The sequence below is a fragment of the Chryseobacterium sp. SG20098 genome (assembly GCF_031844745.1).
In the GTDB taxonomy this organism is placed as follows: domain Bacteria; phylum Bacteroidota; class Bacteroidia; order Flavobacteriales; family Weeksellaceae; genus Chryseobacterium; species Chryseobacterium cucumeris.
This window is the reverse complement of record NZ_CP134622.1, coordinates 2,278,424-2,301,775: the sequence shown is the minus strand read 5'-3', so window position 1 is coordinate 2,301,775 and position 23,352 is coordinate 2,278,424. Positions and strand designations below refer to the sequence as shown.

23 protein-coding genes are annotated in these 23,352 nt (G+C 36.1%); 4 read left to right on the top strand and 19 right to left on the bottom strand.

The features are described from left to right. Window positions 1-101 precede the first annotated feature (101 nt). Complete coding sequence (locus RHP76_RS10545) at window positions 102-683, top strand: Crp/Fnr family transcriptional regulator (RefSeq protein ID WP_277695487.1); 582 nt, start codon at window positions 102-104, stop codon at window positions 681-683. Between the two features lie 77 nt (window positions 684-760). Here RHP76_RS10545 and fmt read toward each other — a convergent pair whose 3' ends face one another. From fmt to folK, 6 genes are all read right to left on the bottom strand, one after another. Then, on the bottom strand, window positions 761-1,708 hold the full coding sequence (fmt, locus tag RHP76_RS10540; protein WP_123279199.1) for a methionyl-tRNA formyltransferase: 948 nt from the start codon (window positions 1,706-1,708) through the stop codon (window positions 761-763). 134 nt (window positions 1,709-1,842) lie between these two features. After that, window positions 1,843-3,750, bottom strand: coding sequence for a RecQ family ATP-dependent DNA helicase (locus RHP76_RS10535; protein WP_311230136.1), 1,908 nt, complete (start codon window positions 3,748-3,750; stop codon window positions 1,843-1,845). Between the two features lie 77 nt (window positions 3,751-3,827). Next, window positions 3,828-5,267 carry an OmpA family protein gene (locus tag RHP76_RS10530; RefSeq protein ID WP_123279201.1) on the bottom strand — a complete coding sequence of 480 codons (1,440 nt, stop codon included), beginning with the start codon at window positions 5,265-5,267 and terminating at the stop codon, window positions 3,828-3,830. A 211-nt stretch (window positions 5,268-5,478) separates the two neighbouring features. Then, the gene (locus RHP76_RS10525; RefSeq protein WP_062676205.1) at window positions 5,479-7,005 is read right to left on the bottom strand and encodes an OmpA family protein; all 1,527 of its coding nucleotides are present in this window, start codon (window positions 7,003-7,005) and stop codon (window positions 5,479-5,481) included. 54 nt (window positions 7,006-7,059) lie between these two features. Further along, window positions 7,060-8,175 carry a hypothetical protein gene (locus tag RHP76_RS10520; protein ID WP_062676204.1) on the bottom strand — a complete coding sequence of 372 codons (1,116 nt, stop codon included), beginning with the start codon at window positions 8,173-8,175 and terminating at the stop codon, window positions 7,060-7,062. Window positions 8,176-8,192: 17 nt separating this feature from the next. Beyond that, window positions 8,193-8,609, bottom strand: a complete 417-nt coding sequence (gene folK, locus RHP76_RS10515; protein WP_062676203.1) for a 2-amino-4-hydroxy-6-hydroxymethyldihydropteridine diphosphokinase — start codon at window positions 8,607-8,609, stop codon at window positions 8,193-8,195. 20 nt (window positions 8,610-8,629) lie between these two features. Here folK and sppA point away from each other — a divergent pair, with 20 nt between their 5' ends. After that, window positions 8,630-10,387 carry a signal peptide peptidase SppA gene (gene sppA, locus RHP76_RS10510; RefSeq protein WP_288443562.1) on the top strand — a complete coding sequence of 586 codons (1,758 nt, stop codon included), beginning with the start codon at window positions 8,630-8,632 and terminating at the stop codon, window positions 10,385-10,387. A gap of 78 nt (window positions 10,388-10,465) precedes the next feature. Here the strand turns inward: sppA and RHP76_RS10505 are convergent, their stop codons facing one another. The 7 genes from RHP76_RS10505 to rpmB all read right to left on the bottom strand — a co-directional run bounded on the left by RHP76_RS10505 (window position 10,466) and on the right by rpmB (window position 14,039). Then, window positions 10,466-10,726 (bottom strand): GlsB/YeaQ/YmgE family stress response membrane protein, encoded by a 261-nt coding sequence (locus RHP76_RS10505; protein ID WP_034694983.1) that lies wholly within the window; start codon window positions 10,724-10,726, stop codon window positions 10,466-10,468. 72 nt (window positions 10,727-10,798) lie between these two features. Further along, window positions 10,799-11,752: a signal recognition particle-docking protein FtsY gene (gene ftsY, locus RHP76_RS10500; protein ID WP_034694984.1), complete on the bottom strand. Its 954-nt coding sequence runs from the start codon at window positions 11,750-11,752 to the stop codon at window positions 10,799-10,801. Between the two features lie 15 nt (window positions 11,753-11,767). Then, window positions 11,768-12,235 (bottom strand): RidA family protein, encoded by a 468-nt coding sequence (locus RHP76_RS10495; RefSeq protein ID WP_120232168.1) that lies wholly within the window; start codon window positions 12,233-12,235, stop codon window positions 11,768-11,770. A 157-nt stretch (window positions 12,236-12,392) separates the two neighbouring features. Beyond that, window positions 12,393-13,349 (bottom strand): MBL fold metallo-hydrolase, encoded by a 957-nt coding sequence (locus RHP76_RS10490; protein ID WP_311230135.1) that lies wholly within the window; start codon window positions 13,347-13,349, stop codon window positions 12,393-12,395. Window positions 13,350-13,434: 85 nt separating this feature from the next. After that, window positions 13,435-13,587 (bottom strand): DUF4295 domain-containing protein, encoded by a 153-nt coding sequence (locus RHP76_RS10485; protein ID WP_002976755.1) that lies wholly within the window; start codon window positions 13,585-13,587, stop codon window positions 13,435-13,437. A gap of 20 nt (window positions 13,588-13,607) precedes the next feature. Further along, a complete protein-coding gene (gene rpmG, locus RHP76_RS10480) occupies window positions 13,608-13,790 on the bottom strand; it encodes a 50S ribosomal protein L33 (protein ID WP_027373683.1) in 183 nt (60 codons plus the stop codon). Between the two features lie 6 nt (window positions 13,791-13,796). After that, entirely contained in the window at window positions 13,797-14,039 is a 243-nt protein-coding gene (gene rpmB / locus RHP76_RS10475; protein WP_002976757.1) for a 50S ribosomal protein L28, read from the bottom strand. Window positions 14,040-14,309: 270 nt separating this feature from the next. Here rpmB and RHP76_RS10470 point away from each other — a divergent pair, with 270 nt between their 5' ends. After that, window positions 14,310-15,992, top strand: a complete 1,683-nt coding sequence (locus tag RHP76_RS10470; RefSeq protein ID WP_311230134.1) for a T9SS type A sorting domain-containing protein — start codon at window positions 14,310-14,312, stop codon at window positions 15,990-15,992. A gap of 62 nt (window positions 15,993-16,054) precedes the next feature. On the opposite strand, the gene RHP76_RS10465 is transcribed toward RHP76_RS10470, so the two are convergent. Both RHP76_RS10465 and lnt read right to left on the bottom strand, forming a co-directional pair. Next, on the bottom strand, window positions 16,055-17,272 hold the full coding sequence (locus tag RHP76_RS10465) for a hypothetical protein (RefSeq protein WP_120232165.1): 1,218 nt from the start codon (window positions 17,270-17,272) through the stop codon (window positions 16,055-16,057). Window positions 17,273-17,309: 37 nt separating this feature from the next. Beyond that, entirely contained in the window at window positions 17,310-18,944 is a 1,635-nt protein-coding gene (lnt, locus tag RHP76_RS10460) for an apolipoprotein N-acyltransferase (protein ID WP_120232164.1), read from the bottom strand. A 56-nt stretch (window positions 18,945-19,000) separates the two neighbouring features. Between lnt and RHP76_RS10455 the strand changes: the two genes are divergently transcribed. Beyond that, window positions 19,001-19,414, top strand: coding sequence for a VanZ family protein (locus RHP76_RS10455; RefSeq protein WP_311230133.1), 414 nt, complete (start codon window positions 19,001-19,003; stop codon window positions 19,412-19,414). Here RHP76_RS10455 and proC read toward each other — a convergent pair. The 4 genes from proC to RHP76_RS10435 form a co-directional block, all read right to left on the bottom strand. Continuing rightward, on the bottom strand, window positions 19,404-20,207 hold the full coding sequence (proC, locus tag RHP76_RS10450; protein ID WP_120232162.1) for a pyrroline-5-carboxylate reductase: 804 nt from the start codon (window positions 20,205-20,207) through the stop codon (window positions 19,404-19,406). The genes RHP76_RS10455 and proC overlap by 11 nt on opposite strands. 311 nt (window positions 20,208-20,518) lie before the next feature. Continuing rightward, window positions 20,519-21,532 carry a UDP-N-acetylmuramate dehydrogenase gene (gene murB, locus RHP76_RS10445; protein ID WP_277695478.1) on the bottom strand — a complete coding sequence of 338 codons (1,014 nt, stop codon included), beginning with the start codon at window positions 21,530-21,532 and terminating at the stop codon, window positions 20,519-20,521. 3 nt (window positions 21,533-21,535) lie between these two features. Next, complete coding sequence (locus tag RHP76_RS10440) at window positions 21,536-22,021, bottom strand: hypothetical protein (RefSeq protein WP_062676193.1); 486 nt, start codon at window positions 22,019-22,021, stop codon at window positions 21,536-21,538. Window positions 22,022-22,031: 10 nt separating this feature from the next. Next, window positions 22,032-23,237 carry a pyridoxal phosphate-dependent aminotransferase gene (locus RHP76_RS10435; protein ID WP_062676192.1) on the bottom strand — a complete coding sequence of 402 codons (1,206 nt, stop codon included), beginning with the start codon at window positions 23,235-23,237 and terminating at the stop codon, window positions 22,032-22,034. Between the last annotated feature and the right edge of the window lie 115 nt (window positions 23,238-23,352).

Here is a 23,352-nt window from a genome sequence, read left to right as displayed (position 1 = left end):
AATGCACGGTCAATAGTGAATTGTTTTCACAATAAATGACCGTTTGTAATACAAAATTATAAGGTTTAGGGTTTTTCTAAACCTTTTTTTATTTTTAAACCATGACTGAGTCTTTAAAAAAACACATCCGGGGATATATTGATATTTCAGACGAAAAGCTGGATAAATACTGCAGTGCCTTTAGTCTTCAGAAAATAAAGAGAAAAGAATTCCTTTTAAAAGAAGGAGAGATTTGTGAATTTGAAGGATTTGTGGTGAGTGGTTGCTTTAAAGTTTTTCATACCCATCATAATGCTGCCGAACAGATATTGTATTTCGGAATTGAAAACTGGTGGATCTCCGATATTGATAGTTTTGTGAATCGTATTCCCTCAAAGCTCAATATTCAGGCGCTGGAGGATAGTGAGATTCTTCTTATTCCCCAAAAGGAAAAAGAGAAATTGTATACTGAAATGCCAGAGATTGAAAGATTAATGAGACTTAAGTTTCAAAAGTCGATTATAGCATTACAGCGTAGAATTATTGATAATTTAAGCAAGCCTTCAGATGAGCGGTATGTGGAGTTTTTAAAAGATTATCCACAGACAGCAAGCCGGCTTACCAATATTCAGATTGCTGCCTATCTGGGAGTGACACCTGAGTTTATAAGCAGAATCCGGAAGAAAATTGTGAGTAAAAGTTGATGACTGAAAATTAAAAAGTCCCAAAAGTCTATCTGTAAATACTTTTGGGACTTTTTTATGTATAATGATCTTATTTTTTAGGCTAATGCAATTCCGTCAAAGTTTCGGAAACCATTTAGAAAATCTTTTACCAACATTCTTTTTTTACCTTCCAACTGAAGCTCCAGCGGATAATAGATTCCGTCCTGAGTATAGATTTTAAATTCATTCTTAGAAATATCAAGACTTCCAGCTGGTTTTCCGTGATCAGAAAGTTCAAATTTACCCCCGAATATTTTTAATCCCTTTTCTTCGTTGTCAATCTTTAAAGTGGTGAAAGCTGCAGGATAAGGCGACATTCCCAGAATAAACTGATGAATGGTTTTTGAAGGCTGTTCCCAATTGATCCTCGTATCTTCCTTGAAAATTTTATAAGCATTTTTAGGATGTTCTACATGGGGCTGAGGTTTCTCTTCAATAGCATTTTCGGCAAGACCATCCAATGTCTTAACCACAAGGCCTGAGCCCATTTCCATGAGTCGGTCATGAAGGCTTCCGGCATTTTCATCCGGTAAAATTTCCATTTCCTGCTGAAGAAGAATATTTCCTTCGTCAATTTTTTCATTAATAAAGAAAGTAGTTGCTCCGGTCTTTTCTTCTCCGTTGATTACAGCATAATTGATGGGTGCAGCACCTCTGTAATCAGGAAGCAGTGAAGCATGAAGATTGAAAGTTCCCATTTTAGGCATCTCAAAAAGCACTTTAGGCATCATCCTGAAGGCAACGACTACAAAAACATCAGCATCCAGTTTCCTAAGTTCTTCCAGGAATTCAGGGTTTCTCAACTTTTCCGGCTGAAAAACAGGAATATTATTTTCTTCAGCATAGATTTTTACCGGTGACTGGTGAATTTTCTGTCCGCGTCCGCTTGCCTTATCAGCTACAGTTACAACACCTACTACCTGATGGTGGGATTGGTGGATGGCCTCCAAAGAGGTTTTTGCAAACTCAGGAGTTCCTAAAAAAACAACTTTCAATGATTTCATACTGTAAAGATAAGTTTTTGATCTGAGAGTCGGAAAATATCAGGGTTTGAAGGTAGGAGAGTTTTAGAGTGTGAGCGTTTGAGATTTAGGCAGGTTGAGGGTCATAATATTTATCAATAATTACTCATTACTCATTACTCATGATTCAGCGCATACGTTCTGAAATTCAACATTCTTACCTTTCCTGAATCCAAAAGAAAAATCAGATTCTCCAGTATATTTTCTTTGGAATGATAGCTGAGCTGGATAGACAGTTCTTCAATAGTAGCCGACTTTTTAGCTAATAAATTAATGATCTGCTGGGAAATATTTTTTCCAAAGATAGACTGCTTATTTTTTTCACAGACAGAACACTGGCCACAGTTTCTGGAATTTTTTTCACCAAAGTAGGCTAGGATAAGTTTCATTTTACAGTAGTCGTTATTTTCTACGTAAAACTTCATCTCTTCCCATTTTTGGATTTTATTCCTCTGAATATGTTCAAATAATTTCCAGTAAGTGCTGTTCACAGCTCTTTCATCGCGGGGTTTCAGGAATTTGATACTGGCTAACGCCCCATCGATATATTCAAGATAGTTCTTTTGCTGAAGTTCTTTCAACCGTTCTTTGATCAAAGGAACACTGATATTGATTTTGTTGCTTACCTGTTGTTCACTGAACATTACTTTGTGGGTGGTAATTCCTGATATATTACGGAAAAGAAGCTCTATAAAATAGGCATCTTTTTGAGGAAGCTGGTCCAGCTCATCAGCTTTGATAAAAAGCTCAAGTGAAGACAGACTTTTGTAATCGTTGTAGTAGACAATTTCCTGGTTGTGGAGAAAATTGAGTACATTGTTGATCTTTGCTTTCGACAGTTTTGTGAAATTCTGTATACCAAGATTATTCAGCTGAAATGTTTTTTCCGGAAGTTCAAACTCTGCTACCTGAAAAATAGAATAGAGGTAACTAATGATCTTCAAAAACTCAGCTTTGTTGGGTGTCTGATTTTTTAGAACCTGATCAAAATTCAATAATTCCTGTTTGTTCCAAAGCATGAAGGCAAAACTGTCTTTTCCATCTCTTCCGGCTCTTCCGATCTCCTGATAATAGTTTTCCAGAGACGCAGCAGGGGAATAGTGAATCACAAAACGAACATTGTCTTTGTCTATACCCATTCCAAAGGCATTGGTAGAAATAAGAACATGGTTGTCGCTATTATTCCAAAGGTTTTGTCTTACATTTTTTTCCTTGGTTGTGAGACCTGCATGAAAATAATCTACATTTTTCAGTTGGTTTTTCTTCAGGAATTCTGCCAGCAATTCTGCTTCTTTTCTTGTTCTTACATATACAATTCCGGAGTCATTGCTGTATTTTAAAATATCAAAAACACGTTGGAATTTATCAGATACTTCATCGGTGAAAATTTTAATATTCTCTCTCTTGAAACTTTTTTGAAAAACAAAAGGATTTTTCAGTTCCAGTTTATTTTTAATTTCTTCCAGCACTTTCGGAGTTGCAGTTGCAGTTAAGGCAAGGCAGGGAATCTCCGGGTTATTACTTCTGAATCCTTTTATATTCTGATAACTGGGCCTGAAATCCTGACCCCATTCTGAAATACAGTGAGCTTCATCCACAGCAATGAAGGATAGTTGAATTTCCTCCATGTTTTGAATAAACTGACTATTGGTAAGTCTTTCAGGAGAAACATAGAGTAGTTTGGTAATTCCTTCTTTACAACGGTCATAAACTGCTTCTGCATCATATTCATCAAGTTCTGAGGACAGATATTCTGCTTCTATCCCGCGTGATTTAAGCTGATTAACCTGATCTTTCATCAGTGCCAGCAAAGGAGACACAACAAGGCAGGTTCCTTCTTTCAATAAGGCGGGTAATTGATAGCACAGAGACTTTCCTGCTCCTGTAGGTAACAGAACCAAGGTATCTTTTTCGTTGATAACAGCATTGATAATTTCTTCCTGAGAATCTCTGAAGTCGGTATAACCCCAGAAATACTTAAGAGTATCATATTTTAGCTTTTGAAAATCCTGCGGAGAAATCATGTTGTAAAAATAAGGAAAGAATTAGACAAAAAAAGTCACGCTGGGCGTGACTTTCATATAATATATCAATATATTTATTATTTAGCTTCGAAGTATACTCTTCTATTGGCTCTGTTTTTCCATTCAGGGCACTTCGTTGCTGGTTCACACTCAGGGTATTTAAGGTCTTTTTCACCTTTTCCTATTGCCTGTAGTTTACCTGTTTGAACACCGTTTTTGATCAGATAGTTCTTAACGTTGTTTGCTCTTCTTTCTGATAGTTTTTGGTTGTAAGCATCAGTACCTCTTGTATCAGTAGCTCCAATTACATTATAAGAACCAGTTGAAGAATTGATGTAGTTTACAGCATTATTTAAGATTGGAGTATTTGATGGTAAAATTCTGTCAGAATTTAAATCAAACTCAATTCCCTCCAACTTAGTTTCTGTTTCTACTACAGGTCCTGTTGTAGCTACAGGACATCCGTTGTTTTCAACAGGTCCTGGAACTGTTACACACTTATCGTAAAGGTCAATTACACCGTCTAAGTCTGTATCAAGCGCAACTCCGGCACCATCCACTCTTGCTCCTGCAGGAGTATCAAGCTGTCTGTCCCAATCGTCACATACCCCGTCGTTATCAGCATCACCTTTTTTACATACTTCGATATCCTGGTTTTTATTAGCCAGTACATCAAGCTTATAATAGATTTCCTGAAGTGGGTCATGCCACATTAAGTGAGACTCATGTTTTCCAAGTTTTACAGAAAGACCTAAGGTAGCATTGAAGAAGTTGTCAGAAACCTGCTCAGAACGCTTGTTGATAGCGCTGTAAGCATCACCGCCTCCGTCAAATTCATCATCACCTGTTACCACATACATTAATCTACCTTCAATGTCGATTCTTCTGTTTACTTTAAACTTCAGACCTGTACCAGCCTGGAAGAACAGAGAACCTAATTGGAAAGGTTTGATTTCAGTCATTAATGTCTGTTTGTTACTTCCGTCTTTCTGGTATGCTCTGTAGGCAATAGTACCAATACCAGCATATCCATGAAGTGCCCATCTGTAAGGGGAGTGGTTGTCCACTCTTCTTAACAGGTTCGAGAAGTTAATGTCTCCTAATAGAGAGATTGCGTCATACTGAGTTCTTGCTCCTACTGCTGATGCATCGGGTGCAGCATTTTTAGTATTGAACCATCCTTGTCTGGTTTCACCTCTGTCATATTGTAAATTGATCCCAAAAGCATGGGTAATCGCTTTATCAATACTTACGTAGGCTGAATATCCAAAAAGGTTTTTACCGTTACCATTTTTGATAGAGGTTAAATCCGCAGACTGAAGAAGTGGAACACCCACCCCGGCAGAAATAGACCAATCATTAAATCTTTTAGATTGATTGGTGAATGGGGAAACATTAGCAGATCCCGAAGAAAATGTATTAGGATACTCTCCTTTTGAAACTGCCGTTGAGTCTTGTGCATAAGTGGCAGAAGGAATTGCCAAAGCTAATGCAACAATTGCTAAACTTAATTTCATAGTGTTATTTTTTTAAGTTAAGTTATTTTAAATGATTTTTTACGCTAAAAAGTGATTTTGTATTAATTTTTTTCAAAACAAACTTACTGATTACTAATGTATTTCACACAGTTGTCCTGAAAATAATGATAAAGGTATGTAAAAAAAATCGTAGTAGAAAAAAAATAAACCGAAAAGAGCAATTCTTTTCGGTTTAAGTAGTATTTGAAATTTATTTCTTCTTTTTCTTAGCAGGAACTTTTTTTACTGCTTTTTTTACAGGAGCATCTTCATAGTCTTTCTTTTTGATAGAATCCCATTCTGAACTTTCTATAAATCTTACAGTAACTTTTCTGTCAGCCATTCTTTCAGCATCTGAAGCTGATGCCGGGATCGTTGCTTCTGCAGAACCAACTCCTCTAGATTTTAGTACATTTTCATTAATGCCTCTGTTTTCAAGAGCTCCTACTACAGCAGCTGCTCTTTCTTTAGACAGTCTAAGATTGTAGGCTGCATTTCCTTTGATATCTGTATGTCCGGTCAACAAGTAATTACCTCCGTTTTCTTTAATAATTGAAGCTGCCAGATCCAATTTTTCGTTAGATTCAGGTCTGATGGTAGCTTTATTAAAGTTGAAATAAATATCCTTAAGGGTTTTCTCTACTTCTACAGCAGTTTCCTTATGATCTTTAACGATAGGGCATCCGTTGTTTTCAACAGGTCCTGGAACTGTTACACACTTATCGTAAAGGTCAATTACACCGTCTAAGTCTGTATCAAGCGCAACTCCGGCACCATCCACTCTTGCTCCTGCAGGAGTATCAAGCTGTCTGTCCCAATCGTCACATACCCCGTCGTTATCAGCATCACCTTTTTTACATACTTCGATATCCTGGTTTTTATTAGCCAATACATCCAGTTTGTAATAGATTTCCTGAAGTGGATCATGCCACATAACGTGAGATTCATGCTTTCCTAATTTGAAAGAAAGACCTAATGTCGCATTGAAGAAGTTGTCAGAAACCTGCTCAGAACGCTTGTTGATAGCGCTGTAAGCATCACCGCCTCCGTCAAATTCATCATCACCTGTTACCACATACATTAATCTACCTTCAATGTCGATTCTTCTGTTTACTTTGAACTTCACACCTGTACCAGCCTGGAAGAACAGAGAACCTAATTGGAAAGGTTTGATTTCAGTCATTAATGTCTGTTTGTTACTACCATCCTTCTGGTATGCTCTGTAGGCAATAGTACCAATACCAGCATATCCATGAAGGGCCCATCTGTAAGGGGAGTGGTTGTCCACTCTTCTTAACAGGTTTGAGAAGTTAATGTCTCCTAAGAGAGAGATTGCGTCATACTGAGTTCTTGCTCCTACTGCTGATGCATCAGGTGCTGCATTTTTAGTATTGAACCATCCTTGTCTGGTTTCACCTCTGTCATATTGTAAATTGATCCCAAAAGCATGGGTAATCGCTTTATCAATACTTACATAGGCTGAATACCCAAAAAGGTTTTTACCGTTACCATTTTTAATGGAAGTCAAATCTGCAGACTGAAGAAGGGGAACACCTGCTCCTACAGAAATAGACCAATCATTAAATCTTTTAGACTGGTTGGTAAAGGGGGTAACATTGGCAGATCCTGAAGAAAATGTATTAGGATATTTTCCATTTGAATCTGCAGTTGAGTCTTGTGCATAAGTAGCAGAAGGAATTGCCAAAGCTAATGCAACAATTGCTAAACTTAATTTCATCGTGTATTATTATTTGATTTCTTTTATTGAAAAAGAAGTTTAAGTTTGTTTTAATTATTTAACTGGACATCCATTGTTTTCAACGGGTCCTGGTACGGTTACACACTTGTCGTAAAGGTCAATAACGCCATCCAGATCCATATCCAAAGCAACTCCGGCACCGTCTACTCTTGCACCTGCAGGAGTGTCAAGCTGTCTGTCCCAGTCATCACATACTCCATCATTGTCTGCATCTCCTTTTTCGCAAACAACAAGGTCAGTACTTGCGTTTTCAAGAACGCTGGTTCTGTAGTATGCTTCCTGAAGCGGATCATGCCATGCAAGGTGAGATTCGTGTTTTCCTAGTTTGAAAGATACTCCTAAACTTACTGTCCAGGCGTTATCAGATCTTCTGGAATTTAACATGTTGTATTTTGAACCTGGAGTGGAAGGATCATAATCATTAGGATCTGCCCATCCGCCGCCATCGAATTCATCATCACCACTGATAATGTACATGGTTCTTGCCTCAACGTCAATAAGTTTTGAAACATTGTACTTTATTCCCACACCTCCCTGATAGAAGATAGAGTTGATATCAATGTCCTGTTTAATGAATAAAGGAGTTCTTCTTGGAGTATTGCTCCATCTGAATTCGTCGTTATCATGTAGTGATGTTCTGAATCCCTGAACTCCAATACCCATATATCCGTGGAAAGCCCATCTGTATGGAGAGTGGTTATCTACTCTTCTGAATAAGTTCGAGAAGTTGATGTCACCTAATAAAGAGATGTTGTCAAATTGTGTTGTAGCAGTAGCTATTCCTGATTTTACACCTGCAGCACCGGGAAGCTGGGCTGTCTGTTTCGTTTCTCCTCTCATATACATTAGGCTTAGCCCGAATGCATGTGTAATTTGTTTGTCTACGCTTATGTACGCATTGTAACCCCAATTAGTCTTATCCTTGCGGATAGATTTTAAATCGGAGTGTACCATAAATGCAGGACCTCCTCCAACAGAAATAGACCAGTCTCTGAAACGTCTGGATTTGTTGTCAAAGGGTTTTACATTAGCGGAACCTGAGGAGAATGTATTAGGGTACTCTGTGGAAGAGTTTACTGTTGTGCCGCTGTTCTGTGCGAAAGCTGCAATTGGCAATGACGTAGCCAATAATAATAAACCTAATTTCATACAATATGTTTTATGTTTTAAATAAAATCTTTCAATAATATTCTGGAAAAATCCCTTTCAAAAAGATGTTTTTTATGAGGGACTTCTAACCTTTCTGATTTAAAATTTAACTCATTATACTTAATGATATCAATGTCTATAATCCTGTCAGTATAACCTCCGGATACTTTTGAATCATTAATTCTTCCCATCTCAACTTCTATATTCTTAATACAATCAAGCAGTTGGATTGGTGAAAGATGAGTGAATATTATTGCTGCAATATTACAAAAAATATTGGAACTGACAAACTCTACAGGGTCAGACATTAAAAATTCGCTGGTTTGTGAAATGTGATTTCCAGCATCATTTATCATCTTTAATGCAAGCTCTACATTTTTTTTTTGCTCTCCTAAGTTACTTCCCAGTAACAAAACGACCTTATGCTGCGACATATTAGAAAATTGATTGATTTATGAGAAGTTTCTTTAAAAATGTTTTGGCAAATATAGTAGCAATTATCATACTTTGCGCTCTATTTTTCATCTTTTTCATTATGATGCTTGTGTTCAGTGCGATGGGGAATGATAAGTCGGTGGCGGTAAAAAAGAACTCCGTTCTTACGATTAATTTAAAGACAAATATAATCGATAGCCCTACTGAAGAAGAGATGGGATTATTCGGCTTGGGTGCTCAAAATAAAAGTATCCTTATATATGACGCACTGGAAGCTATCAATAAAGCAAAAACTGATGACAATATTAAAGGAATCAGTATAGAAACTGATTATTTATCTGCAGGACTTACTCAGATTGATGATCTGAGAAACGCCATTGAAGATTTCAAGAAAAGCGGAAAATTTGTATATGCATACGGAAATGGAGTATCACAGTCTGCTTATTATTTAGGATCTGTTGCTGATCAATATTATCTGCATCCTGCAGGAATGGTAGAATTAAAAGGTCTTTCTACAGAGGTTGCTTTCTTCAAGGATTTTGCAGATAAATACGGGATTGGAATTGAAGTAATTCGTCACGGTAAATTCAAGTCTGCAGTAGAACCTTTTCTAAGAAATGATATTTCTCCTGAAAATAAAGAACAGTTAAGCACTCTCTTGAATGACCTTTGGAAAAACACTTCCAATAAAATGGCTGTTTCAAGAAAAATTGATACTGCTCAGTTCAGAATGATCACAGATAGTTTGTATGGAATGATTCCTGAGCAAAGCTTAAAATATAAACTAGCAGATAAACTGATTCAGAAATCAGAATACGAAGATCTTCTTAAGGCTAAGTTAAGCGTAAAAAATGACGAAAAACTGAACAAGATTTCTTTGACAAGTTATATCAATTCTTATGCGGATGAAGATAAATCCGGCGAAAAGATCGCAGTACTGTATGCTTCAGGATCTATTAATAACGGAGATGAATACAATGATATTCATTCTGAGAAATATGTGAAGTATATTAAAAAACTTCAGGAGGATGATAAAGTGAAAGCGGTTGTTTTCAGAATCAACTCTCCGGGAGGAAGTGCTAATGCTTCAGATGAGATCCTATTTGAGTTACAGCAGCTGAAAAAGAAAAAACCACTGATCGTATCTTTTGGAGACTATGCGGCATCAGGAGGATATTATGTAGCAATGGCTGCAGATAAAATTTATTCAGAGCCTAACACACTTACCGGTTCTATCGGAGTGTTCGGAGTAATGCCTTACTATAAAGATATTGCGGCTAAAAACGGAATCCGTGCAGATATTGTTTCTACCAATGCCAACTCTATGTATTATTCCGGGTTAAACGGAGTGACGCCTTATGGAGTGAATATGATGACAAGAAGTGTAGAAGGTACTTACAAGAGATTTGTTCATTTTGTAACCCAAAACAGAAAGAAAACTTTTGAGCAGATTGACAATGTAGGAGGCGGTAGAGTATGGAGTGGTGTTCGTGCCAAGCAAATAGGATTGGTAGATGAATTGGGTACTTTAACTGATGCTGTGAAATTTGCCGCTCAGAAAGCAGGATTAAAATCTTATCATGTAGAGGCTTTCCCTAAGAGAATGACTCCGTTCGAGCAAATCTTTAAAGACCTGAATGAAGAGGACGTTTCTGCCAGAATTATCAAGAACAAGATTGGTAAATCCAACTATGAAATTCTGCAGCAGATTACAGATAAGAAACTACAATCTGAGGTGAAAATGGAGATGCCATATCAGATTAGAATTAACGACTAACTAAATTTTATATTGTATACAAAAATCCCGGACCTGAAATTTCAGATCCGGGATTTTATTTTTTTATCAGCTTTACTATCAGCTTTTCTTTGTGGCCATTCCGTAAATCCAGAGAATGATTAAAGCTCCTCCGATTGAGAGAATCCAGCTTCTTGGATTCCAGAATGAGGTAACATCTCCCCAGTGTAAAACGTAAACTCCTATAGCTCCTCCTACAAATGCTCCCAGAATTCCAAGGATAATAGTGATTAGCCATCCTCCTCCCTGAGTTCCAGGCATGATCATTTTAGCGATAGCACCTGCAATAAGACCGAATAAGATCCATGTAATAATTCCCATAGTTGCAAATTTTTTTATTGTTAATATTTTAAAAATGATTTGTTACTAATATAAGGGAAAACATGATATAAATCATCTTTTCTTGAAGAATGAGTCTACAAATTCCGTACCATTAAAAAGTTGTAAATCCTGCATTTTTTCGCCTACACCGATATATTTCACCGGAATCTGGAACTGATCGGAGATACCGATTACAACGCCTCCTTTGGCTGTTCCATCCAGTTTAGTTACTGCTAAAGCATTTACTTCTGTTGCCGCTGTAAACTGTTTTGCCTGTTCGAAAGCATTCTGTCCTGTAGAACCGTCAAGTACTAATAGAATCTCATGAGGGGCATCAGGAATTACTTTTTGCATTACTCTTTTGATCTTGGAAAGCTCGTTCATCAGGTTGATCTTGTTATGAAGTCTTCCTGCAGTATCAATGATGACAACATCTGCATTTTGAGCTACAGCACTTTGTACTGTATCAAAGGCTACTGAAGCGGGATCTGATCCCATTTCCTGTTTTACAATAGGAACACCCACTCTTTCACTCCAGATAACAAGCTGATCAACGGCAGCAGCTCTAAAGGTATCTGCAGCTCCAAGAACTACTTTTTTACCTTCTGATTTGAACTGATGAGCCAGTTTTCCGATGGTTGTTGTTTTTCCAACTCCATTTACCCCTACGACCATAATGACGTATGGCTTTTTGGAAGTATCGATATTTCCTGTACCGGCATGCGGATTTTCAAGCAATAATCCTGAAATCTCATCACGAAGAATTTTGTCAAGTTCGTTGACGCCTACATATTTATCTCTGGCAACACGTTCTTCAATTCTTTCAATGATCTTGATAGTGGTAGAGGCTCCTACATCGGAAGCAATCAGTACTTCTTCCAGATCATCCAGAACTTCATCATCTACTTTGCTTTTACCGACTACGGCTTTCGTCATTTTTTCAAAGAATCCCTGGCTTGATTTTTCCAATCCTTTATCTAAGGTTTCTTTTTCTTCCTTTTTGAAAATATTTTTAAACCAACTCATAGTTTTAGTTTATTCTTATTTATTTTTAATCACTGCTGTGGCTTCTACTTCTATAAGCACGTCATCTCTGAAAAGCTTGCTCACTTCCACAAGGCTGCTTACGGGAGGGTTTTGAAGGTTGATATGCAAATCCCTTACTTTTCTGAAATCAGGTGTTTTTTTGATGTCTGTGGTATAAATTACCAGTTTTATAATATCTTTTCCTGTACCTCCATATTCTTTCAGGATGTTTTCAATATTTTTGAAAACCTGCTGCGTCTGCTCTTCAATAGTATTTCCCACAAGATTACCTTCAGAGTTCAGAGGAACCTGTCCGGATAATAAAATCATTTTAGAATTTCCACAGTCAATACTTACTGATTGTGATAATCCTTTAATAGTGAAAACTTTTGGCGAACTTTTATATTCTACAGAATTCATTGTTTTCTGACTGAATGAAAATAGAAAAGTTGCTGTACAGGCCAGAACAAGTATCTTTTTCATACTTTACTGATTAATAATCTGGTGAGCAAAGATAACAAAAAAACTACCCAAAACAGGAGTTGTTTTTTTATATGTAAACAAAGTCTTTATTATTTTTATTTCCTGAAGCTACTTATCAGGAGTTTTATTGTTGTCTCCTCAATGAAACTGATTGTCGCTATAATTCAAACTCATCTCCCATTCGTGCAATATTAAAACCTTTTTCTATGACCTGCTTACTTTGTTTGCTTTCCGAATTTAAAATTTTATTGGTATGATTAAAATGGATAAAGAAAATTCTTTTTTTATACTCAGGTGACAGGCTTTTAAACAGTTCCATACTCTCCACTACAAATGGGTGCGGGATATCTTCAATATTTCTGTAGCCTATTTCTTCCGAGTCATAGAATGTACCGTCCAGAAATGCATAATCTACTGTTTTTATCAGATCTGTAATATTGTATTTCCACTTATTCCATTTGTCTATATCCGGAATGAATAACGCCTTTTTATGAGGCCCTTTAATGATGAAACCAACCGTTTCTGAATATTCATCACGATGAGGAACCTGTATAGGAGTAACTTCCAAATGAGAGTTCACCTGTATTGGTATTTCATTCTGCATCTCATAAGGAACAATATTCTGCAAACGGATCAGCTGAGACCACGGTCCATTGTTTTCGAAAAACTTTTTAAGCCGTGGCATGGTGTACACAGGAATATCCCTGGAATTCATAGCTTCTTTCCCCAAAAACATTAGACCTGTATAATGTCCGATATGAGCATGGGTGATAAAGATACCATCAGGTATCGTTTTCTTCGGAATGGCTGTATGTTCCATCAGGAATTGCAGTTGCTGGGTAAAATCCGGACTGGCATCGAAGATATAATTTTTCTGCAGCTCTTTATCAATAAGTCCCAGAGAAGTTATTTTCCTGTCTTGCAGAGGATGTTTCCAGAGGTCCAAACAACATTCTTTACGGCATCCGATCTGGGGTGACCCTGCGTCCTGTACATTTCCTAAAACAATAATTTTTACATTCCCAGGAGCGCTTTCTTTGTTTTGAAGACTTTGAGAATGATATAAAGATCCAGTGAATAATAGGGAGAAAAATAAAATAAAGAATTGCTTCATAATGTGTTTTTTTTATGAAACGAATATAACAAAAAAACTACCCAAAAAAATGAGTAGTTTTTTTATATTGTAAACAAAGTATTGATTATTTTTTTAAATAACCGTCTACTTCGTCAGCATTCATTACTTTTTCTTCGAAAACGTAAGCTCCTGATTTAGAAGACTTAACCATTTTCACCACTTTAGTCATCTTCTTAGACTGACCGCTTTGTAGGGTTGCTACTACTTTCTTTGCCATGGTAAGTTATTATTTATAAATTACTTAATTTCTTTGTGAAGGGTAGATCTCTTAAGAACTGGATTATACTTTTTAAGCTCTAATCTCTCTGTAGTGTTCTTTTTATTTTTTGTAGAAATGTATCTAGACATTCCTGGCATACCACTTTCTTTGTGCTCTGTACATTCAAGGATTACTTGAACTCTATTTCCTTTTTTTGCCATGATTTATTAATTCTTTTTAATCAATCCGTTTCTAGTAGCTCTTTCAATAGCTTCCTCGATTCCAATCTTGTTAATCACTCTCAATCCATGAGCTGATACTTTCAGTGTAACGTGCTTATCTTGCTCCGGAAGGTAAAACTTCTTCTCTAATAAGTTAATTTCAAAACGACGCTTCGTTTTGTTATTAGCGTGAGAAACGTTGTTACCAACCATTGCACGCTTTCCTGTTATTTGGCAAATTCTTGACATATCTCGATGTTCTTATTTGTATAATATTTGAGAGTGCAAAATAACGAAGAATTTTTTAGATAGACAAATCTTTTGGAAAATATTTGCAAATAAGTGGCTGATTAATAATATTGAATTTTTAAAATAGCAGAATCCTTGGGATACAGCAGATAAAGGGTGCTGATATATTTCATACAGCCTTTTTTTTACCCTCAGAATTTAATATTCTATCTTTGTTTTTAATTAATCTAAATAAAAACAACTATGAGGAGGATTTATATTCTATGGTCTATGATACCAGCCAGTCTGATGGCTCAGAACTTTACTGAGGTACAGACCATCATGAATAATTTTTATTATTCTGCAGCTGATATTGCGGATATAGACAACAATGGGACGCTTGATATTGTGCTCAACGGAGCAATAGATTCTGATGGGGACGGAAATGTAGACAGTACCTATAATGAAGTATATCAGAATAATGGGACAACCTTATTGCCATTTGTAGGATTGGGAGCTGATGTAACCCATCTTGGAGATATTAAGTTTATTGATTATAATAATGATGGTCTGATGGATATTATTTCTACAGGACTCAGCTATATGGATGTTGTTAATTATAAACAATACCGATTCAAAAATACCGGGACAGGATTTGTAAAAGAAGCAGAACTGCCTGGTAAAATTTATGGTTCTCTGGAAGTTTTTGATTTTAACCATGATGGGAAACCTGATTATGCCATTAATGGAACTCAATATGCTCATGGAGGAGGTTTTGGAAATAGCTTGGATTATTACAAAAACACAGGCGCCGGTTTTGATCTTACGGAAAATTGGATAGATGGAACTCAGAGTGGAAGTTTTAAAGTAGTAGACCTCAATAACGACAACCTGCTGGATCTTGTGATTATAGGATCGGATATTAATGGTGATGCGGTATCCAAAGTATATATGAACCAGGCTGGAGTTCTGACTCCTACACAGGATCTTGCGCCTGTAGCAGTGGGTAAAATAGATTTTGCAGACTTTAATGCAGATGGTTTTCAGGATATCGTGGTAATTGGAAGAGATGCCAACGATGATGCCTATTCTGCTGTTTTAATGAATGATGGTACCGGAGCATTAACTCCTCATATAATTCAAGCAGGCGATATTTCTGATGTTGCATTAAGTGTCGGAGATTTAAATAATGACGGCTACTATGACCTTATCATTTCAGGAAATGAAAATTATAATGCTGTAGTGAAAACCTATATCTATGATGTTTCCAATCATACATTCAATGAAGGAACTGTAACGGGTATTACTGCGCTTGGAGGTCCAGGGCTGGTGCAGCTTTTTGATTTTAATAATGATCATCATCCGGACATCTTATTGGGTGGATTCGACTGGTCTGCTTCAGATCTGCCTTCACTGACTAAAGTATTTAAAAATAATGCTGCAGAAGCAAACGCAAAACCTGCAGCACCAACGCAACTGAATCTGACTAAAAACGGAAATCGTTTCAATTTTACTTGGAGTGGCGCATCCGACGATAGAACTCCGGTGAATGCTTTGCGTTATGAAATTACCGTAGGATCTACACAGGGAGCTCATGATATTGCAAAATACATAGTAACAACATCATCATGGTTTCTGGAGCTTGATCCGGCTGTCCAGAATGTATACTGGAGTGTAAAATCAATTGATGCTGCAAAAGTATATTCTGACGCTTCTGCACAAAGTGTGCTGGGAACAGCGGAAATTAAATCTGAAAAGCAGCTTGTTATCTATCCCAACCCTACGTCAGATAAAGTATATATCAAAGGAGAAAAAGTTTCGGAAGCCGAAATGTATTCTATGGATGGAAGAAAACTGAATATCAGTATCAATGGAGATCAGTCTATTGATGTTTCTCATTTATCTAAAGGAGTCTATTTATTAAAACTGAAGATAAAAAACGAAATAACCACCAGAAAGCTTACGATTAAGTAATTGAATCAATTCTATCTTCTATCAATGAGAAAAGCCAGACGTCCAGCTGGCTTTTCTCTTTTCTATCTGTTTGTTTTTTTGATTTTCAGTAAATATGAGTGGAGTTTACCATCGAAGTTCTGAAATACAAAAAGAAAAAATAAAGGAAAATATAACAGGAAATATCTCGGTAATGGTGCTATTGAATAAAACAGTAAATAAAAAATGAAAATGATTCCTGTATATACAGCATCAAATGAAAATCTTAATTTTAACTTTTTAATGATTGTGTAAATAAAAAGCAAACTAAAAACCAGTAAAATACCAGAGTACAGATACATTATGTAAGCGCTTGTGAAATTATAGTTTCCTGGATAATAATTTAAAAAGTTGATTCCTATTTTTTTAAAACTGTTTTTAATAAACAGTTCCGGATGCTCCGAAATAAAATTTTTATTAAGCTGTTTCAGATATTGATCTATTTGTTTTTCATCTGTAAAATTCTGACGGAGATATTCATCGGTTAATAATAATTTTTTTTTTGGATCATACGGTAGATTTTCACTTGAGAAAATATCATATTTTTCGTTGTTGCCCTTTGCAAAATTATAATTGAGAGAAGTTGAATAATGGAATACTCCCGTTTTTTCATAGTTTCTTATACACCATGGAAGATAAGCAATGAAAATAAATGCGAAAACAAACAGAAGGTTGTAATATTTCATTCTCTTATATCCGATCAGCATAATTGCTGAGATGATCATTAAGAACAGAAATTCAAACCGGAGGTACAGCCCTGCTATTGAAAATATTAAAATTAATATTATACTTTTTGCAGTGACCGTCTGTGACAATTTCAATACTAACGCAAAGAAAATGCAGAATACAGATAATGTAAGAGCAAATGAACTGATTTTTGTAGCGCCTAAAAGAATAGGCGGAAAAAAAATAATACACCCAAAAGCAAAGAAATATCTATTTTTTTTTATTGCATTTTTTTCAAAAGAAAGAACAAGTACTAAAACTGAGAAAAATAAAATGACAGACTGCAGAATACATGAAATCATAATCCACTGCGGTGTCTTAACAATACTTTCTATTAAAAGTAAATAATAAGGATATAAAGGAGGCATGTAAGCCGTGGGTTTGCCCAGATAATAATACTCATCATAAATGGAAAAATCTTCCATGATTACCTTCCATTCAAATACAAGACTGGCATTTTTACTCAGAAAGTATACTGTAATACAATACACCAGAAAAATAACAGAATACCTGTATCTGAATATTTTTGCTTTCATTTTAGCCGTACCTAGTAATTTTTATTGACCCTCGGGGTTACGCTTTCTTTGTTTTCTTTTTGAACCATTCAATCAGATAGTAGAACAATAAGAATCCTAACGCAAATATGGAAAACCTTGAAAGAAGATCTCCTGCTCTTGTATAAAATGTCATGGTATCATACAGGTTTACTTTTGCGAATAAGGCTGTCTGGTCACCATAGAAAGTGTCAGCAGTTACCTCACCTTTAGCATTGATATGTGCAGAAATTCCACTGTTGGCCGCTCGGGCAATTTCTCTTCTGGTTTCAATAGCTCTCAGTTTAGCATAAGATAAAAGCTGTTTGTGTCCTTCTGTAACGCCCCACCAGGAGTCGTTGGTCATAATACCTAAGAAATTAGCTCCTTTTTTGACATAGTGTGTTACAAATTCACCATAAATACTTTCATAGCAAATGATAGGCGCTAGTTTCCCTTTGTTGTAAGGATTCGAAAAGGCAACTCTTTCTTTATCTGTTCCCAAAGAAGCTACTGTTCCTCCCAGATTCAGCATAGCATCTCCAAGCAATGGCTTTAAAACATTCATATAAGGGAATATTTCAACGCCTGGCACTAGTTTTCCTTTGTGATAAGCCTGTACTTTTTGGTTAGGTACCAGTTGAATGGCGGTATTATAACTGCTCACCCAAACTCCGCTGTTGATCTGGTATGCTTCTTTTGGTAAATCGGCTGGATTATAAAAAAAACGGTGTGAAGAAATTCCTGTTGCAAAAACAGATCCAGGGTGATTGGATAAAAATCCTTTGATATTATTGAGAAGTAAACTCTTTTCAAAAGCTGTTTCGGAAATAGATCCTCTTCCCGGTAAAGCTGTTTCCGGGGCAATGTAATAATCAATTTTACCTGTTGAGTTTTTTTCAGCAAGTGCTAATAAATCCTGTTCTATGGTTAGACTGTCTTTCGAATATTTTTCAGCATAAGGATCAAGATCCGGCTGCAGCATCAGAACATTAACTTGTCCTGTTGGTTTCTCATCGAAATTATTGTATTTGATTACCGAAATAATCATAGGCAAAGCAATTAAAGCTCCAATAATAGCCGAATTTTTGATCAAATCTTTTCTCTTTCTTCCGGCTTCCCATGTTCTTACTGTGTAAAAAATAAGTACATTAATCAGTAGAATCCAGAAACTTCCTCCGGTTGCTCCTAGGGTATCATACCACTGGATCAGTTTTGGGTAGTCTGAAAATACATTCCCAAGGTTTAGCCAGGGCCACGTAAGTTCCCATCCCAGATGAAATTTTTCAAAACTCATCCAGATAGCGATTAAAAATCCTAATCCCCAATATGTTCCCTGAGCATTTTTGTACCAGTGATAACATTGGAATACTAAAGAATATAAAAGAGAATTGACCAGTACCGGAAATAAAACAGCCATCAGAGAGTGGCTTCCGTCAGGGTTTTTGGAACCATACAGCCATCCTGTGGTTACTACATTCCAGATGATAAAACACAGATAAGATAATCCAAAGACCATCCAGCTTTTCCTTTTATAATCTGAAAATTTTGAAATTCCGTGCTCCATCATCAGAAGAGGAACAAGAGCAAAAAATATAAAAAACGGAACCCCATAAGTTGGCCATGAAACCGACAGCAGCATTGCTGAAATAAGTGTAAGCAGAACGTATTTCATTAAATTATTTTAATACACAAATTTAATATTTTTGAAATGAATATATTAGCAGTTCGATGTTAAAGAAAATTTATAAAATCATTATTGTTCCGTACACTCTGTTTTTGCTCTATTTGATGTTTTTAGGAATGGGCAGATTTCAATATGAGGAAAATCTCATTACGGTAGAACCTTTTTTTTCTACCATAAAATTTATTCAGGGGCCTAATAAGACGATAGATATTGTGAGGATTGTTTTAGGGAATATCATAATGTTTATTCCTTTTGGATTTTTGGGTTGGATCATTCCTGAACTGAAAAAACTGAAGCCGTTATTATTTGGTTTTATCTCATGCATCGTTATTGTAGAAGCTCTTCAGTATTTTACCAGGATGGGAATATTTGAGGTATACGATATCATCCTGAATACTTTTGGGGTGTATCTGGGATTGAAGATTTGCGGATTGATTGAAAAAAAAATTAATTATTAAGTTCCTTTGCACGCTTTTCGGCGTTCAGAATTCCCTGCTTCAGAATTTCTTTAAAACTGTTTTCTTCAAATGTTTTTAAAGCAGCTTCAGTAGTTCCGCCTTTAGATGCAACATCTTTGATCAGCTCTTCAAGATTCTTTTCTGAATTATTGATCAGATGATAAGCCCCAAGCATGGTCTGTTTTACAAAAAGCTTGGAAAGATTTTCTTCAATTCCCATTTCAATACCTGCTTTAATCATAGCATCGATGATATAATAGAAATATGCAGGACCACTTCCTGAAAGGGCGGTGACACCATCCAGAAGTTCTTCGTTCTCCAGATAAACCGATCTTCCTGTGCTGTTCAATAATCTTTCAATATTGATTAACTGGCTGAAAGAAATTCCATTGGCTGCAGTATATCCTGTGATTCCCATTCCCAGAAGGGTAGGAGAGTTCGGCATTGCTCTTACCACAAGTGGATGATTCAGTAATTTCTGGATTTTTTCAATATTGATTCCCGCCATGATCGATAAAATCATCTGGTTTTCTTTAAATGTAAATTGAATATTTTGGGCAACGGTTTGAAAATCCTGAGGTTTTACAGCAATAATAATCAGATCAGCATCAATTTCTTTTACTTCTTGAAAAGTGGAAATTTTAGATTTGGGAAATTCCTCAGCTATTTTGGTAATTTTTTCCTGACTCCTTATAATAAGATGCAGATGTTCAGGTTTGATCAGTTCGTATTTCAGAAATGATTTTGAAAAAGAAAGTCCCATATTTCCGGCTCCAAGAATAGCTATTTTCATCGCAAATTGTAATTTTTAAGCTAAAATAATGATTTTCCGGAGACTGGATATGAATTGATTCTGAATTAATTTTTGTTACGCAAGGGCAAAGGTGCAAGATTTGAATAATATGCTGTTTTAAGGCGTAAGAAAATCGAAGATTTTCAGTAAGAGTGAAATAAAATTAATATCATAAAGATCTGTGCTATATGAGAAATCCGTGCGAGAAATATATTTCATAAAATAAGACTTCAAAATATTCGACACTTATAGATAATTAAGAAATAAAAAAAGACTGAATTCATATGAATCAGCCTTTGTGTATTTTTAGATTAAATAATATTCACTTCCCTTTCTAATTCTATTCCGAATTTTTCTTTTACAGAATTAATAATCTCAGTGGAAAAATCAAATATTTCTTTTCCGGTAGCATTTCCTGTAGCATTGATGATGACCAGAGACTGCAGTTTGTGTGAAGCTACATTTCCGATCTGCTTCCCTTTCCATCCACATTGCTCAATCAGCCATCCGGCAGGGACTTTTACCATCTCTCCATTCGGGTAACCCTGAATATTTTCAAACTGTTGTTTTAATGCTTCAAACTGAGCCAAAGGAATAGTAGGGTTCTTGAAAAAACTTCCGGCATTTCCGATTTCTTTAGGATTTGGTAATTTGCTTTGTCGGATATTGATCACTGCCCTGGAAACATCCTGAATTGTAGGATTTTCAATGCCAAGATTTTCCAGTTCAGATTTGATAGCTCCATATTCTGTCTTGATAAGGTGATCTTTTTGAGTCAGTTTAAAAGTAACTTCCAGAATAACATATCTGCCTTTTCCTTCCTGTTTGAAAATAGAATCTCTGTATCCGAATCTGCATTGGTCAAGAGTGAAAGTTTTCAGTTCAAGATTTTCTAAATCCAATACCTTACAGCTTATAAAAATATCTTTGATTTCTGTTCCATAAGCTCCGATATTCTGCATGGGAGAAGTTCCTACATTTCCGGGAATTAAAGAAAGATTTTCAAGGCCTCCATAATTTTTTTGCAGGCAGAACATTACAAATTCGTGCCAGTTTTCCCCTGCTTTTGCGGTTACCCATACTTCATTTTCATTGATATGCTCTTCAGAAATTCCTCTTAAATTAAGTTGAATGGCAAGACCGTCAAAATCTTTGGTAAGAAGAATGTTACTTCCGCCTCCTAAAAAAAGAAGCTGAAGAGATTGGGTTTCTGCAAAATTAAGTGCCTCTTTTAACTCATCAATGGTATTGACTTCAGTAAAAAATCGAGACTTGGCTTCAACACCGAATGTGTTATAAGATTTTAATGAAAAGTTTTCTTGCATGTTTTATTGGTATTCTTTAGGAAGAATCTTGTCTAGTTGTTCTTTAACTTGCTGTAGCTGCTTGTAATGTATAGTGTCTGCATAAGCATTCACATAGATATGTGATTTTTTGGGAGTCCGAATCTGGAAGGTTTCATCTATTCCGTCTACGGACTGTTGACTGTGAGAACTTTTTATATGGTCAAGATCTACAATGTTAATAGATGATGTAAGCTTTTTCCACGTTTCGGAATTGATGGCAGATGCCCACGCTTTATGGGTTTGATTGGCTGTCATTCCTTTTTCTGCAAAAACAGAATCTTTTGTGGCTTTGATAATCCTGTAGTTTCCGAGGTTTCCTTCAACATCAGATACACTGATGAAAGTAATTTCGTGTGGATTTTTAGGGGAAACAGGCTGTTCTGTCTTTTTGGAGTCACAGGAAAAAAATGCCGACAGCAAAAGGATCGAAAACAGGATTTTCAGATGGAGTTTTTTTGTTGTCGGCATAGGGTCTATTTTACAGACTGAATTCTTCTCTGTACTTCTTTAAAGCTTCTTTAAGAATTTCAGCACTTCTTTTTAAATCTTCTTCTTTCAGAACGTAAGCAATTCTTACCTGTTTTTTACCTAATTCAGGATTGCTGTAGAATCCTCCTGCAGGCGCCACCATGATGGTTTCGTTATTCAGAGAATATTTTTCAAGTAACCACTGAGCAAATTTTTCAGTATCGTCTACCGGAAGTTCGGCAACACAGTAGAATGCTCCTCTTGGTTTAGGGCAAATTACCCCAGGAATAGCATTTAAAAGATCTACCAATACATTTCTTCTGTGGGTATATTCTTCTCTTACGGCTCTGATGTAAGGTCCATCATTCTGGTGTGCTGCTGTTGCTGCAATCTGTCCTAAAAGAACCGGGCTTAATCTTGCCTGTGCAAAAAGCATGGCAGCATTGCGGATCTTGTTGGAACGTGTTAACATACATCCGATTCTTACACCACACATAGAGTAACGCTTGGATTCTGAATCAATGATGATACAGTTTTCGGCTAATTCCGGGAAATCAAGCATTGAAATCTGTTGCTTCCCATCATAAACGTATTCTCTGTAAACTTCATCAGAAATGATTACGATGTCATATTTCAAAGCAATTTCTGCCAGTTTCTGAAGTTCCTCACGGGTATAAAGATATCCGGTAGGGTTTCCAGGGTTACAGATAATGATTGCTCTTGTTTTCTCTGTAATTTTTTTCTCGAATTCCTCAACAGGTGGCAAAGCAAAACCAGTGTCAATTGTAGAAGGAACTGCTACTACATTCACATCAAATGTGCTGGTGAATCCATTGTAGTTGGCATAATAAGGTTCAGGAATAATCACTTCATCCCCTTCATCACATAAAGTAGAAATGGCAAAGTTTAGTGCTTCAGAACCTCCGTTGGTAACAATAAAGTTATCAGGAGTAAGATCTGAGAATCCTAATGAATGGTAGTATTCTGTAAGGGCTTTTCTGTATTCAATATTCCCTTCAGAAAGCGCGTATTCCAATACTTTTAAATCGATGTTTTTTAAAGCATTTAAAGCTGTTTCCGGAGTTTCAATATCAGGCTGCCCGATATTAAGGTGATATACTTTTATTCCTTTTTGTTTTGCTTGTAACGCAAAGGGAACCAGTTTTCTTACCGGCGATGGCGGCATATGCAGTGCTCTGTTTGAAATATTCGGCATTGTTCAAAAAATTTGTATGACAAAAATAGGATTTAATTTCTCAATAATAAAATTAAGAATCAATAAGAAGGTGTTTCATTAAGCCTTACGTTGTCTTTAAAATTTACTGATTTAA